The following is a 14,254-nucleotide window of genomic DNA, read 5'->3' as shown; positions in this document are numbered from 1 at the left end:
CCGCCCCGGCTCCCGCGCCGGCCGCCCCCGCGGCTCCGGCCGAGCCCGCCCCGGCGCCGACTCCGGCCCCGGCGCCCCCGGCTCCGGCCGCCCCGGCCGCCGCCGCTCCGGCGCCTGCTGCCCCGGCTCCGGCTCCGGCTCCGGTCACCCCGGCTCCGGCTGCCCCGGCCGCCGCCAAGCCGACCGACGAGGGGGCCTACGTCACCCCGCTGGTGCGCAAGCTCGCCGCCGAGAACGGCGTCGACCTGTCCACCGTCAAGGGCACCGGCGTGGGCGGCCGTATCCGCAAGCAGGACGTCCTCGCCGCCGCCGAGGCCGCGAAGGCCGCCACCGCCGCGCCGGCTCCGGCCGCAGCTCCGGCTGCCGCCGCCAGGAAGGCGCCGGCCCTGGAGGTCTCCCCGCTGCGCGGCCAGACCATCAAGATGCCGCGGATCCGCAAGGTCATCGGCGACAACATGGTCAAGGCCCTGCACGAGCAGGCCCAACTGTCCTCGGTCGTCGAGGTCGACGTCACCCGCCTGATGAAGCTGCGCGCCCGCGCCAAGGACGCGTTCGCGGCCCGTGAGGGCGTCAAGCTCTCCCCTATGCCGTTCTTCGTCAAGGCGGCGGCCCAGGCGCTGAAGGCCCACGCGCCCATCAACGCCAGGATCAACGAGGCCGAGGGGACCATCACCTACTTCGACACCGAGAACATCGGTATCGCGGTGGACTCCGAGAAGGGCCTGATGACCCCGGTCATCAAGAACGCCGGTGACCTCAATCTCGCCGGTATCGCCAAGGCCACGGCGGAGCTCGCGGGCAAGGTGCGCGCCAACAAGATCACGCCGGACGAGCTGTCCGGCGCGACCTTCACGATCAGCAACACGGGTTCGCGCGGCGCGCTCTTCGACACGATCATCGTGCCGCCGGGCCAGGTCGCGATCCTCGGCATCGGTGCCACGGTCAAGCGTCCGGCCGTCATCGAGACGGAGGAGGGCACGGTCATCGGCGTCCGCGACATGACGTACCTGACCCTGTCCTACGACCACCGGCTGGTGGACGGCGCCGACGCGGCCCGTTACCTGACGGCGGTCAAGGCGATCCTGGAGGCGGGCGAGTTCGAGGTCGAGCTCGGTCTGTGAGGGGTTGAGGATCTCAACGAAGTAGAGCTGGGCTTGTAGTCACCGCTCAGCCGCACACATCGGTGCCCCTGCCGGGAAGTTCGGGCAGGGGCACCAACCTGTGGGGGCGCGGGGCTGTATAGATGTGCGGCTCCGCCGCGTGGGCGCGACCAGCCACACACGCCCCGCAGCCGCCCGACGGCAGACCAGGCCGAGCTCCAGGGCGCCGAAACGAACATGTAAGTCTCGTCTCACCTGCGCCAAAGCGCCCCCATGCGCCCTACCCGCGGAGCGAACCGGCCTTATTGTCTAAACGTCAAACGCCCTAAGGAGCCCTTCATGACCGCGCCCGTCATCCACTCGCTGCGCGAACAGATCCGCGAGCACATCCTGGAAGGGATCATCAGCGGGCGCTGGCAGCCGGGCGAGCGGATCGTGGAGCGGCGGATCGCAACGGAACTGGAGGTCTCGCAGACGCCGGTGCGCGAGGCGCTGCGTGAGCTGGAGTCACTGCGGCTCATCGAGTCGGCCCCGAACAAGGGCGTGCGGGTCCGGAATCTGACGGCGGCCGACCTGGAGGAGAGCTACCCGGTCCGGGCCGGCCTGGAGGCCATCGCCGCGGAGCTGGCGGCGGAGAAGCTGGCGGAGGACTGCTCGGCGCTGGAGCCGCACGTCGCAGCGCTGTACGAGGCCGACCGCGTCGCGGACGGCACGGCCCAGGTACGGCACACGGTCGCCTTCCACCGCGAGCTGGTACGGGCCGCCGGCAACTCGGTGCTGCTGCACACCTGGGAGGGCCTGGGCATCGAGGTCTTCACCGCCCTGTCCATCCGCTGGCTGGGCACGGTGCAGCAGTCCTACGCCGAGGAACACGACGAGTTGGTCGCCGCCTTCCGCAGACAGGACCCGCGAATCGCCGACATCGTGAAGGCCCACGTCCTGGGCTGCGCACCGCGCCACGAATCCTGAGCGCACCCCCGCTCAAACGCACGCTCACCTGCGAAAACCGTCGGTCGGAGCGTCACCCGGTGCCACCGCTGGAGGCACGCCGTGCCTACTTTCTCGTGATCAAGAGGTTTTCCTCGTCAACCCTTTGATCGATCATCGATCAGGGAGTTACAGTCGCCGCGGGCTTGCCACCCAAGCCCACGCCCTGTCCTGCCAAAGACCAAGGGCACCCCCGAACCTTACCGATGAGGGAACCCCCTTCGACTGAGGAAGGCGGCGACATGACCGACCCCAACGCCATCCAGCAGAGCGAGCTCGACCAGCTCCCCGACCGGGATCCGGAGGAGACCGCCGAGTGGCGGGCCTCGCTGGACGCGGTCGCGAAGGCGGCCGGGCCGCACCGTGCCGCGTACCTGATGCGCCGCACGCTGGAGCGCGCCGAGGGCACCGGCATCGCGCTGCCGAAGCTCCTCGAGACCGACTACGTCAACTCCATCCCCACCGCGGCCGAACCGGCCGTCCCCGGTGACGAGGAGATGGAGCAGAGAATCACCGCGTGGAACCGCTGGAACGCGGCCGCGATGGTGACCCGCGGCAGCAAATACGGCGTCGGCGGCCACATCGCCACCTTCGCCTCCGCCGCCTGGCTCTACGAGACCGGCTTCAACCACTTCTTCCGCGGCAAGGACTCCGGAGAAGCCGCCGGTTCGGGTGACCAGCTGTACATCCAGGGCCACGCCTCCCCCGGCATCTACGCCCGCGCCTTCCTCGACGGCCGTCTGAACGAGTCGCACCTCGACAACTTCCGCCGGGAGGCGGGCGGCGACGGCCTGCCGTCGTACCCGCACCCCCGCCGCCTGCCCTGGCTGTGGGAGTTCCCGACCGTGTCGATGGGCCTCGGCCCGCTCTCCGCCATCTACCAGGCACGCTTCAACCGGTACCTCACCAACCGCGGCATCAAGGACACCACCGCCTCGCACGTGTGGGCGTTCCTCGGCGATGGCGAGATGGACGAGCCCGAGTCGACGGCGGCCCTCGCGCTCGCCGCCCGCGAGGAACTGGACAACCTCACCTTCGTCATCAACTGCAACCTCCAGCGCCTCGACGGCCCGGTCCGCGCCAACTTCAAGATCGTGCAGGAACTGGAGGCCCAGTTCCGCGGCGCCGGCTGGAACGTCGTCAAGACGCTGTGGGGTTCGGCGTGGGACGAGTTGTTCCGGCTCGACACCACGGGCGCGCTAATACGCCGCCTGCGCGAGGTACCGGACGCGCAGATCCAGACGTACCAGACCCGCGACGCCGCCTACATCCGCGAGGACTTCTTCGGGAAGGACCCCGCGCTCGCCGAGCTGGCGAAGCTGCTGAGCGACGACAAGATCATCGAGTGCTTCCACTTCTCGCGCGGCGGTCACGAGGCCCGCAAGGTCTACGCCGCGTACAAGGCCGCCGTGGAGCACAAGGGCGCGCCGACGGTCATCCTGGCCCAGACGGTCAAGGGCCACACCCTCGGCACGGGCTTCGCGTCGAAGAACGCCAACCACCAGATGAAGAAGCTGACGGTGGACGAGTTCAAGGCGATGCGCGACCTGCTCGGCCTGCCCGTCAAGGACAGCGACTTCGTCGACGGGGTCGTGCCCTACGGCCACCCCGGCGCCGACTCACCCGAGGTCCGCTACCTCCAGGAGCGCCGCGCGGCCCTCGGCGGCCCCGCCCCGGCCCGCCGCGTCCATCCGGTCGCCCCGCTGCCCGCGCCCGCCGAGAAGGCCTTCGCGGCGTTCGACAAGGGCTCCGGCTCCCAGAACGTCGCCACGACGATGGCCTTCGTACGCCTCGTCAAGGACCTGGTCCGCGACAAGGAGAGCGGCAAGCGCTGGGTGCCGATCGTCCCGGACGAGGCGCGCACCTTCGGCATGGAGTCGCTGTTCCCCTCCCTCGGCATCTACTCGCCCAAGGGCCAGACGTACGAGCCGGTCGACCGCGACCAGCTGATGTACTACAAGGAGGCCAGGAACGGCCAGATCCTCAACGAGGGGATCACCGAGGCCGGTTCGATGGCCGACTTCATCGCAGCGTCGACGTCGTACGCGACGCACGGCGAGCCGATGATCCCGTTCTACATCTTCTACTCGATGTTCGGCTGGCAGCGTACGGCCGACCAGATGTGGCAGCTCGGCGACCAGCTCGGCCGCGGCTTCCTCATCGGCGCCACGGCGGGCCGGACCACGCTGACCGGCGAGGGCCTCCAGCACGCCGACGGCCACTCCCCCGTCATCGCCGCGACCAACCCGGCCGCGCTGTCGTACGACCCGGCGTTCGCGTACGAGGTCGCGGTCATCGTCAAGGACGGTCTGCGCCGCATGTACGGCGAGGCCGCACCCGGCGAGGACCAGAACGTCTTCTACTACCTCACCGTCTACAACGAGCCGCTGCCGCAGCCGGCGAAGCCGTCCGGACCCGGCGTCGACGAGGGCATCGTCAAGGGCCTGTACCGCTTCAACACGGCGGAGTCGGCGGGGCTGTCTCCCGCGGCCAACGCCCCGCGGATCCAGCTGCTCGGCTCCGGTACGGCGATCCACTGGGCGCTGAAGGCGCAGCGGCTGCTCGCCGAGGAGTGGGGTGTCGCGGCCGACGTGTGGTCGGCGACGTCCTGGAGCGAGCTGCGGCGGGAAGCGATGGAGGCGGACGAGGCGCTGCTGCGGGGCGAGGAGCGGGTGCCGTACGTCCGGCAGGCGCTCCAGGGCGCCGACGGCCCGGTGCTGGCGGTCTCCGACTACATGCGGCAGCTTCCGGACCAGATCGCGCAGTGGGTCGAGCAGGACTACACCTCGCTGGGCGCCGACGGTTTCGGCCTCTCCGACACCCGCGAGGCGGCCCGCCGCCACTTCGGTGTCGACGCCGAGTCCATCACGGTGGCGGCCCTGGCCCAGTTGGCCCGGCGCGGCGAGGTCAAGGCGACGGCCGTGAAGGAGGCCAGGGAGCGGTACGGCCTGTAAAGGGGAGTGACCGACGAGAAGAGGGTGCCGACAGCCCAAGGCCGTCGGCACCCTTCGCTGCCGGCATCCGCTTCGCTGCCGCAGCCGCACCGCCCGGCGCTACTCCGCCGGAGGAACCCCCGCCTCCTCCGGCTCGGGCCCCGGGTCGGGGTGGCGGCGGAGTTGGATGATGGACAGGGCCAGACCGCCCCAGACGATGAGAATTGCGATGATCATCATAGCGATGGCGCCACCGGACATCAGCGGTCCTCCTCTCCGTGCTCGCCGCGCCCGCGATGCGCCTCGTGCTCCTCGGCCGTCGCCATGTCCAGGTCGATCAGCCCGCCCTGCGCCGCCTTCCACGGGATCAGGGACAACAGCACGCCGACCACCAGCGCGCCGATCGCCACGCTCCAGCCCGCTCCCAGCAGGAACTCGGTGGAGTAGCCCTCGTAGTTCTCGTCGAGCTCGTCCCGCAGGCTGTCGACCATCATCCAGCCCAGCACGACGGGGGTGATGAGACCGAGGCAAATGCGCCACCACAGGCGGAGGCGCACGGCGGAGGTGGCGTCGGCGTCCCGTTGGAGCTCGGGCAGTTTCCGCAGCAGCCAGGCCACCACGATCACGGCCACCAGCGCGGCCAGCGCGATGCCGTACTGGTTGACGAAGTGGTCGGAGGCGTCGAGGAGGAAGACGCCCTCGTTGGTCGGGAACAGCAGGATGGAGACGAGGGCAACGGCCCCGCCGACGCCGAAGACGGCGGGGATGCGGTGCAGGCCGGTGCGGTCCTGCACGGCGGCGACGACCACCTGCACGATGGAGATCAGCGAGGACAGCCCGGCGATCACCAGCGAAACGAAGAAGATCACTCCGAACACGCCGCCCAGCCACATCTCGGAGATGATCGTCGGGAAGGCCACGAAGGCCAGCCCGAGCCCCGCGCTCGCCACGTCCCCGACCGGCACACCCGCGGACTGCGCCATGAAGCCCAGCGTGGCGAACACGCCGATGCCGGCCAGGATCTCGAAGGAGCTGTTGGAGAGACCGGCGACCAGGGCGGAGCCGGTGAGGTCGGCACGGCGCCGCAGATAGGACGCGTAGGTGACCATGATGCCGAAGCCGATCGACAGCGAGAAGAAGATCTGGCCGTAGGCGGCCACCCAGACGCTGCCGTTGCCGAGTTCGGACCAGTCGGGCGTGAAGAAGGCGTCCAGTCCTTCCGCTGCCCCGTTCAGGGTGACGGCCCGGATCACCAGGGCGACGAAGAAGATCACGAGCAGCGGGATGAAGACCTTGTTGGCCTTCTCGATGCCGCGCCGGATACCGAACGCCAGGATGACCAGCACCACCACCCAGACGGCGATGAGCGGCCACAGCACTCCGGAGACGTACCCGGAGACGAAACCGGGCTCTTCGGAGGCGCGGAGGAAGGTGCCGAAGAGGAAGCCCTCCGGGTCGTCTCCCCACGCCTGGTCGGCGGAGAACCCGACGTAGCGGATCGCCCAGGCGATGATGACCGCGTAATAGGTGGCGATCACGAAGGAGATCGCCACCTGCCACCAGCCGATCGCTTCCGCCGGGCGGGCCATCTGCCGCAGCGCGGCGGGGGGCGAGGTCCGGTATCTGCGCCCGATCGTGTATTCCATGATGAGCAGGGGGATACCGGCCGTGAGCAGCGCGATGAGATAGGGCAGGAGGAAGGCGCCGCCGCCGTTCTCGTAGGCGACAGCGGGAAAGCGCCAGATGTTGCCGAGACCGATGGCGGAGCCGATCGCCGCCAAGAGGAATCCGGTGCGGGTGGCCCACTGTTCGCGGGGCAGTTTCTGCCCGCTGGTCTGATTCGCCATGTATAAGCCCTCGTTCAGGGACGTCTCGAGTGAACCGCTGAACCTCCGGTGAGTTGACCGTTTCCTGACGTTAACAGCGGTTCCGGGATCGCCACAGGGTGCAGGCAGCCAGGCAGGTGACCGACGCGGCAGAATGGCGGTCGTGCGTGCCGCACGGCTGATCAAGATGGTGCTGCTCCTCCAGTCCCGGCCGTCCATGACGGCCGCCGAACTGGCGCGGGAGCTCGAGGTGTCCGAGCGGACGGTGACGCGGGACGCACAGGCGCTGTCGGAGGCGGGGGTGCCGGTGTACGCGGACCGGGGGCGGGCCGGCGGGTATCGGCTGATCGGGGGCTACCGCACCCGGCTCACGGGGCTCCACCGCGGTGAGGCCGAGGCACTGTTCCTGAGCGGCGTACCGGGGGCGCTCAGGGAAATGGGGCTGGAGGACGCCGCGTCGGCGGCCCGGCTGAAGGTGTCCGCGGCGCTGCTGCCCTCCCTCCGCGACGCCTCCCGCACCGCGGCGCAGCGCTTCCACCTTGACGCGCCGAACTGGTTCAAGGACCCGAAGACCCCCGGACTGCTGCCCGCGGTGGCCGACGCCGTGTGGGACGACCGCCGGGTCACCGTGCGCTACCGGCGCGAGGACAGCGAGGTCGACCGGGACCTGGAGCCGTACGGGCTCGTGCTGAAGGCGGGGGTCTGGTACCTGTGCGCGCGAGTCGTGGGGCGCGAGTCCTTCCGGGTGTACCGGATCGACCGGTTCACCGCGGTCGACGCCGGGGACGGGCGCTTCGAGCGCGACGAGGAGTTCGATCTGCCGGCCTTCTGGGACGAGCGGGCGGAGCAGTTCGCACGGTCCATCCTGCGGGCCGAGGTCGTGGTGCGGCTGTCCGCCGACGGGGTACGGCGGCTGCCGTACGCCGTCGATCCGCAGTCGGCGCGGGAGGCCCTGTCGGACGCGGACGAGCCGGGCGACGACGGCTGGCTGACGCTGACGCTGCCGGTGGAGTCCGATGATGTCGCCCACACGCAGCTGTCGATCCTCGGACCCGAGGTCGAGGTGCTGGCCCCGGCGAGCCTGCGCGCCCGCTTCACGGACGACGCCCGCCGCCTCGCCGGGCTGTACGGCACACAGCGCCGTACAGGACACGGCGTCGGCCCCGGCGCCCTACGAGGACCGCTGTACGGGACATAACAATCCGTCTCACTCCACGTGCGTCCCACCCGTTCAGGGCCGATGCTGGACCCGTGATGGATGAGACGGAGTTCTGGGAGCTCGTGGACGCGACCCGCGAGGCCGCCGAGGGCGACCCCGAGGAGCAGGCGGAGCTGCTCGTGGAGCGGCTCGGGCAGCTCGACCCGGAGCAGGTCCTGGACTTCGCCCGTCACTTCGAGTCCCGCTACAACCGGGCGTACACCTGGGACCTGTGGGGCGCCGCCTGGCTGCTGCTCGACGGGGCGAGCGACGACGCCTTCGACTTCTTCCGGTGCTGGCTGATCGGCCAGGGCCGCGAGGTCTTCGAGGGCGCCCTGCACGACCCGGACACGCTCGCCGACCTGCTGGACGACTTCGACGAGGAGATCGACGGCGACGGCGAGGAGCTCGGCTACGCGGCGGATGAGGCCTACGAGCAGCTCACCGGGGTCGTCGCCCCCGATCTGGAGATCCCGCCCGCGCCCCCGGAGCCGGAGGGCACGCCGCTGAACTTCGAGAACGAGCGGGCCCTCGCCGAGCGGTATCCCCGGCTGTGGGAGCGCTTCAGGGGCTGACGCTCACGCGACGCCCCGGCGCCTGCTCGTGTCCGACGGGATGTACGCGTGCGTCTGGTCGGCCCGGATGACCGCCTGGTGCAGCGGTGCCGCGTCGGCCTGGTCGAGGGCGGACGCGGTGACCGCGGCCGGGCCCAGGACGACGGTCACCGCCGCGCAGAGCGCCGCCCAGGGACCGCGCATGCCCCTCCGGGTCCTCCCGGCCGTCTCGCCACGCCTGCTGTTGCCCATGTTCCCCACCTCCGGTCGACTGATGGACAGGACGGCAGGGAGCGGGGATCTGAGGACCCTGCGAGCGGGCTGTGCCGTACCTGTGAGTCTCACGGGCGGCCCTGGAGGCGGGCCGCGTGTTCCCTGATCTCCGGCAGGCGGGCGCTGAGGGCGGCACCGGGGCAGCTGGTCATGTAGCCGTCGTCGTGGCCTGCGACGGCGGGCAGTGCGGCGGTGGTGCCGGCGGCGTACCGGCTGAGACCGTTGCTGGAGACCAGGCGGACCCGCGCGCGCGGGTCGGTGTCGCTCGGGCCGAGCTTCCAGGCGGCCAGCGCCGCGATCGCGTCGGTCATCGCCCGCGGCACCGGTACGCCCGCGGTGAACGTGCCGAGGGCGGCGATGCCGGTGGTGCGGTGGTTGAAGCCCTGGGTGTGGGCGCCGGTGACGGGGCGGCCGACGCCGCCGGCACGGCCCTCGTAGACGGTGCCGCAGCGGTCGACGAGGAAGTTGTAGCCGATGTCGTCCCACTGCCTGGAGCCGGTCTGGCCCGTGTACAGGTCGCGGATGATGCGGGGCGCCTGAGCGCAGTCGTAGCCGTTGGGTGTGTCGGTGTGGTGGATGAACACGGCGACCACCTGGTCGTCGTAGCGCGGCGGGGGCTGCGGGCGGGCGGCGTCGCGCAGCCAGGCCGACCGGGGCACGATGTGCGGCCGGGCGGCGCGGTGCCGGTCGTCGGTGCGGGCCGTGGCGGACCGGTCGGGGGTGGTGGCGGCGCGTTCGGCGCCGTACGCGCACAGCAGCAGCGCGGCACCGACCGCCAGGCCCGGCAGACAGCCGAGCAGCGCCGGGGCCGCGCCCGCTATCCGTGCCGTGCGCCGGTTCCGCGCTCCGCGCGGTCTTCGGCCGGCACGCGTGCTTCTCAGGACACGCATGCTTCCACTGTCGGCCGGAAACCGTCCGCCCGCGATGTGTGCTGTGCCACCCGGTGGAACCATCGTCCAGGTCCGCGACGTTTTTCCGAGTGCACGCGCGCGTGGCTGGTTCCGGCGGGCACGCGCGCGCGTGGTTGATCATCGGGCCCGTCCCCCACGTACTAAGGGGTCTGAGAGAAAGGCGGCTCCGTGGACCTGCTCGACATCCTGCTGTTGCTGGTCATCCTGGCCTATGCGGCGTCCGGCTACCGGCGTGGGCTGGTGGCCGGCTGCGTCTCGCTGGCCGGCTTCGTGGGCGGTGCGGTGGTGGGCGTGTGGATCCTCCCCTGGGTGATGGATCTGGTCACGCCGGGGACGACAAGAGCGACGCTGACCGCGGTGTTCACGGTGCTGCTCCCGGCCGTGGTGGGCCACGAGCTGATGGGCCGGCTGGCGCTGCGGCTGCGGCGGGAGCTGGACCGCGGGCTGCTCAGGGTGGCCGACGGGATCGGCGGAGCGGTGGCCAACTCGGCGGCGGTGCTGATCGTGGCGTGGGTGGCGGCGAGCGTGCTGGCGGCCACCTCGTCGCCGATGCTGACGACGGCGATCCGGGACTCGCGGCTGCTCGGCGCCGTGCAGGGGGCGATGCCGGACACCACACCGGCGTGGTTCTCACGTGCCACGTCCGCGCTGACGGAGGCGGGTTTCCCGCAGGTCTTCAACCCGTTCGAGAACGAGTCGACCGCCGAGGTCGCCCGCCCCTCCGGCGACAGCGTCACGGCGGCGGCCACGAACGCGGCGAAGATGAGCACGGTCAAGGTCGAGGGCATCGCGGGCACGCAGGGCCGCGAGGGCAGCGGGTTCGTGTACAGCCCGCAGCACGTGATGACCAACGCCCACGTGGTGGCGGGCATCGACGAGCCGACCGTGCGGGTTGGCGGGGTGGGGCGGTCGTACGAGGCACGGGTGGTGCTCTTCGACCCGCAGCGCGACGTGGCCGTGCTGTACGTGCCGGACCTGAACGCCCCCGTGCTGCGCTTCGACGACAGTGCCGAGCGGGGCGACGCCGCGGTCGTGGCCGGTTATCCGGAGGACGGCGCCCTGAACCTGCAGGCGGCGACGGTCGCGAACCGGGTGCGGGCGACGGGCCAGAACATCTACAACGACGCGTCGGTCACCCGTGAGATCTACTCGATCCGCTCCACGGTCCGCCCCGGCAACTCCGGCGGCCCGCTGCTGACCACCGAAGGCCGGGTGTTCGGCGTGGTCTTCGCCCGCTCCACCTCGGACGCCGAGACCGGGTACGTCCTGACGGCGGACGAGGTCTCCGGCGACGCCGAGCGGGCGGCGGACGCGACGGCGCCGGTGGACACGGGGAGTCTGGTCACGTCCTGAGGTGCAGGGCGCGGAGGTCTACAGGGCGCGGCCCATGAGGACGTCGTCGACGTAGACGCCGTCGAGGTGGAACTCCTCGGGCAGGACGCCCTCCACCACGAAGCCCTCGGACTCGTACAGCTTGCGGGCCAGGGTGTTGTGCCCGAGGACGCGCAGGGTGAGGCGCCGCGCCCCCTGCCTGCGCGCCTCGTCCTGCGCGGCCCGCAGCAGTGCGCGCCCGACACCAGCGCCGCGCGCCTCCTCCGCGACGGCGAGCCCCCGGATCATCCGCACGTGCGCGTTGCACGCGAGCTCGGTCGCGAGCCCCAGCCGGAGGTAGCCGACGACGGCGCCGTCGAGTTCGGCGACGAGATGGTCCTGTGGCCCCGACTGCTCGGTGAAGAACGGCCCGTACGGCGGTTCGGGTCGGGCCTGGACGGCGTGCAGCGGCGACCAGGTGTCGCGGTCGAGGCGCGCCAGGGACTCCTCGTCCTCGCGCCGCGCGGGTCGTATGTACGGGGTCGGCATGGCGGTCACCCTACGTCGGCGGCGCGGCATGCCGACGGGGGTTTCATCAGGCCGACCGGCAGGATGGGGGCATGGAACGTTCCCGAATCGCGGTGGCCGGCGCGTCCGGTCTGATCGGCGGTGCTCTGGTGCGGTCCCTGACCGCGGACGGGCACGAGGTGGTGCGTCTGGTGCGGCGCGCGCCCCGGACGGCGGACGAGGTCCGCTGGGAGCCGGAGGCCGGGCGGGTGGATCCGGCCGGGCTCGCCGGGTGCGACGCCGTGGTCAACCTGGCCGGGGCCGGGGTGGGCGACCGCCGCTGGACCGAGGCGTACAAGACCCGGATCCGGTGCAGCCGGGTGCTGGGCACGGCCGCGCTCGCGAAGGCCGTCGCCGCACTGGAAGCCGGCGAACGGCCGCGGGTCTTCGTCAACGGCAGCGCGATCGGCTACTACGGCGGCACCGGCGAGCGGGCCGTCGACGAGAACGCGCCGGCCGGAGAGGGCTTCCTGCCGGAGCTGTGCGTGGAGTGGGAGGGGGCCACGGCGCCGGCCCGGGAGGCGGGCGTACGGACGGTGTTCCTCCGCACCGGTCTTGTGGTGGCGCGCGGGGGCGGTGCCTGGGGGAAGCTGTTCCCGCTGTTCAAGGCGGGGCTCGGCGGGCGGATGGGCGACGGCCGGCAGTACTGGTCGTACGTCGCGCTGTACGACGAGGTGGCCGCGATCCGGCACCTGCTCGACCGCGACGACCTGTCCGGGCCGTTCAACCTGACCGCCCCGCAGCCGCTGACGAACCGTGAGATCACGGCGGCGATGGGCCGTGTGCTGCGCCGGCCGACACTGTTCGCGGTGCCGGCGCCGGTGCTGCGGGCCGTGCTGGGCGAGTTGGCCGGGGATGTGCTGGGCAGTAAGCGGGTGCTGCCGACGCGGCTGCTGGAGTCCGGGTTCACGTTCGCCTTCCCGGGGATCGACGACGCGATCCGGGCGGCACTGCGACCGGAGCGGTGACCGCGCTCTGACCGGCGCGGCGATCGTGCCGTGACCGCCAGCGTGACCCCGTGTCATAACGCGACCGTATGCGACCGTTGTGCGCCCGTGCCCTGTTCATGCGCGACTCCCGTTGACCGATCACGGCCCTAACCTCGACCCGAACTCGGGCATCCCTGAGGCTCGTTGGGGGCATGACGTTCCCAGCGGCCGCACAACCGCGAGGAGGGGCACGTGCTTGAGCCCGCATACCAGGCGGACGTCGTCGTGGTCGGAGCGGGGGTCGCAGGACTCTCGGCGGCACATCGGCTGACCAGCGCAGGAGTGACGACCGCGGTCCTGGAGGCCGCCCACGGGGTGGGCGGCCGCATGGCGACGGAGCAGGTCGACGGCTTCCGGCTCGACAGAATCGGCCAGTTGCTCTCCACGGCGAATCCGGACCTACGGCGCACCCCCGGCCTCGACGGGCTGGTGCTGCGCCCGTTCGCGCCGGGCGTGCTGCTGCACAGCGGCGGACGCCTGCACCGCGCGAGTGCTCCCGCGGGCGCCGGGGGCACACGGGGTGCACTCCACGCGGTGCGCGCCCTGGCGGGCGTCCCCCGGCCGGCGCCGCTGTCCCGGACCCGCGTGAGCGCCCGAATACCGCCGTACGGCCGCCCGGCCGCCGTGCCGCGCGGCTGGGCGGGTGCCCCGCTGGGCAGCGCCGTCGACCAGGCCCGCCTCGGCGCCGCGCTGACCCGGCTCGCGGGGACGCCGGTCGAACGCCTGCTGGCCCGGCCGGAGTTGCCCGCCCTTCAGGCCCTGGCCGCGCGCGGACTGCCCGCCCGCACGGTCGATGGTTTTCTGCGCCCGCTGCTCGCCGCACTGCTGTGCGACCCGGACCTGACCACGTCGAGCAGGTGCGCGGACCTCGCGCTGCGCGCCTTCGCGGGCGGGCGGCTGTGCCTGCCGGAGGGCGGCGCCGAGGCGCTGCCGGAGCTGCTGGCGCGCACGCTGCCCCCGGGCACGGTGCACACCGAGGTCCGGGTCACCGCCGTCTCCACGACTTCGGTGACCACCGCCGAGCACGGTGAGATCCGCTGCCGGGCCGTGCTGATCGCGACCGACGCGCGGGCCGCCGCCGAGCTGCTGCCCGGCCTGCGCGTGCCGGACTTCCACCCGGTGACGGTCGTCCACCACACCGCCGACGAGCCGCCGGCGACCGGTGCTGCGCTGGTGCTCGACGCCGACCGGGGCGGGCCGGTGGCGCACACGGCGGTCGTCAGCGGCGTCGACCCGTCCCGTGCCCCGGCGGGCCGTACGCTCGTCTCCTCCACGGTCCTCGGGCCGCCGCCGTCCGACGTGGACACGGCCGTACGAATGCACCTGGCGCGCCTGTACGGCACCTCGACCGCCCGCTGGGAGACCCTCGCCGTCCACCACACCGCCGAGGCGGTCCCGGCGATGCGGCCACCGCACGATCTGCGCCGGCCGGTGCGGTTGCTGGCGGGGCTGTACGTGTGCGGGGACCACCGGGACACCAGCACGGTGCAGGGGGCGCTGCACTCCGGGCAGCGGGCCTCCTCGGCGATTCTGGCGGATCTGGGGGCCGGGGGTTCGATGCACGTGGCGGAGCCCTTGCGGAGAGTGCCGAGAGCCGCGTGAGTT

Annotated in this window: 13 protein-coding genes; 8 read left to right on the top strand and 5 right to left on the bottom strand. The window is 71.9% G+C overall.

What is annotated here, in order from left to right; genetic code table 11:
* The 3 genes from sucB to aceE all read left to right on the top strand — a co-directional run.
* Positions 1-1,121: 2-oxoglutarate dehydrogenase, E2 component, dihydrolipoamide succinyltransferase (gene sucB / locus H8R17_RS14670; protein WP_187823619.1), on the top strand; the 1,121-nt coding region annotated here is incomplete at its 5' end.
* Positions 1,122-1,439: 318 nt separating this feature from the next.
* Positions 1,440-2,069 carry a GntR family transcriptional regulator gene (locus H8R17_RS14665; protein WP_187823618.1) on the top strand — a complete coding sequence of 210 codons (630 nt, stop codon included), beginning with the start codon at positions 1,440-1,442 and terminating at the stop codon, positions 2,067-2,069.
* Between the two features lie 260 nt (positions 2,070-2,329).
* Positions 2,330-5,041, top strand: coding sequence for a pyruvate dehydrogenase (acetyl-transferring), homodimeric type (gene aceE, locus H8R17_RS14660; protein ID WP_187823617.1), 2,712 nt, complete (start codon positions 2,330-2,332; stop codon positions 5,039-5,041).
* Positions 5,042-5,140: 99 nt separating this feature from the next.
* Here aceE and H8R17_RS14655 read toward each other — a convergent pair whose 3' ends face one another.
* Both H8R17_RS14655 and H8R17_RS14650 read right to left on the bottom strand, forming a co-directional pair.
* Positions 5,141-5,281, bottom strand: a complete 141-nt coding sequence (locus H8R17_RS14655) for a methionine/alanine import family NSS transporter small subunit (RefSeq protein WP_187823616.1) — start codon at positions 5,279-5,281, stop codon at positions 5,141-5,143.
* The gene (locus H8R17_RS14650) at positions 5,281-6,867 is read right to left on the bottom strand and encodes a sodium-dependent transporter (RefSeq protein WP_187823615.1); all 1,587 of its coding nucleotides are present in this window, start codon (positions 6,865-6,867) and stop codon (positions 5,281-5,283) included. The genes H8R17_RS14655 and H8R17_RS14650 overlap by 1 nt, the downstream gene beginning before the upstream one ends.
* Positions 6,868-7,009: 142 nt before the next feature.
* Between H8R17_RS14650 and H8R17_RS14645 the strand changes: the two genes are divergently transcribed.
* Positions 7,010-8,044 carry a YafY family protein gene (locus H8R17_RS14645; protein WP_187823614.1) on the top strand — a complete coding sequence of 345 codons (1,035 nt, stop codon included), beginning with the start codon at positions 7,010-7,012 and terminating at the stop codon, positions 8,042-8,044.
* A gap of 56 nt (positions 8,045-8,100) precedes the next feature.
* Complete coding sequence (locus tag H8R17_RS14640; protein ID WP_187823622.1) at positions 8,101-8,619, top strand: DUF4240 domain-containing protein; 519 nt, start codon at positions 8,101-8,103, stop codon at positions 8,617-8,619.
* A gap of 3 nt (positions 8,620-8,622) precedes the next feature.
* Here H8R17_RS14640 and H8R17_RS14635 read toward each other — a convergent pair whose 3' ends face one another.
* Positions 8,623-8,802, bottom strand: coding sequence for a hypothetical protein (locus tag H8R17_RS14635; protein WP_399476719.1), 180 nt, complete (start codon positions 8,800-8,802; stop codon positions 8,623-8,625).
* 137 nt (positions 8,803-8,939) lie between these two features.
* The gene (locus tag H8R17_RS14630; RefSeq protein WP_187823612.1) at positions 8,940-9,761 is read right to left on the bottom strand and encodes a peptidoglycan recognition protein; all 822 of its coding nucleotides are present in this window, start codon (positions 9,759-9,761) and stop codon (positions 8,940-8,942) included.
* Positions 9,762-9,950: 189 nt separating this feature from the next.
* On the opposite strand from H8R17_RS14630, the gene H8R17_RS14625 reads away from it, so the two are divergent.
* A complete protein-coding gene (locus H8R17_RS14625; protein WP_187823611.1) occupies positions 9,951-11,135 on the top strand; it encodes a MarP family serine protease in 1,185 nt (394 codons plus the stop codon).
* An 18-nt stretch (positions 11,136-11,153) separates the two neighbouring features.
* Here H8R17_RS14625 and H8R17_RS14620 read toward each other — a convergent pair whose 3' ends face one another.
* A complete protein-coding gene (locus H8R17_RS14620; protein ID WP_187823610.1) occupies positions 11,154-11,642 on the bottom strand; it encodes a GNAT family N-acetyltransferase in 489 nt (162 codons plus the stop codon).
* Between the two features lie 71 nt (positions 11,643-11,713).
* On the opposite strand from H8R17_RS14620, the gene H8R17_RS14615 reads away from it, so the two are divergent.
* Positions 11,714-12,628 (top strand): TIGR01777 family oxidoreductase, encoded by a 915-nt coding sequence (locus H8R17_RS14615; RefSeq protein ID WP_187823609.1) that lies wholly within the window; start codon positions 11,714-11,716, stop codon positions 12,626-12,628.
* Positions 12,629-12,841: 213 nt separating this feature from the next.
* Complete coding sequence (locus H8R17_RS14610; RefSeq protein WP_187823608.1) at positions 12,842-14,251, top strand: NAD(P)/FAD-dependent oxidoreductase; 1,410 nt, start codon at positions 12,842-12,844, stop codon at positions 14,249-14,251.
* The last annotated feature ends 3 nt before the right edge of the window (positions 14,252-14,254 follow it).

It is taken from the genome of Streptomyces sp. TRM68367, from assembly GCF_014495685.1.
GTDB lineage: Bacteria > Actinomycetota > Actinomycetes > Streptomycetales > Streptomycetaceae > Streptomyces.
Note: the sequence above shows the minus strand (reverse complement) of the source record. Positions and strands in the feature narration are given on the sequence as shown.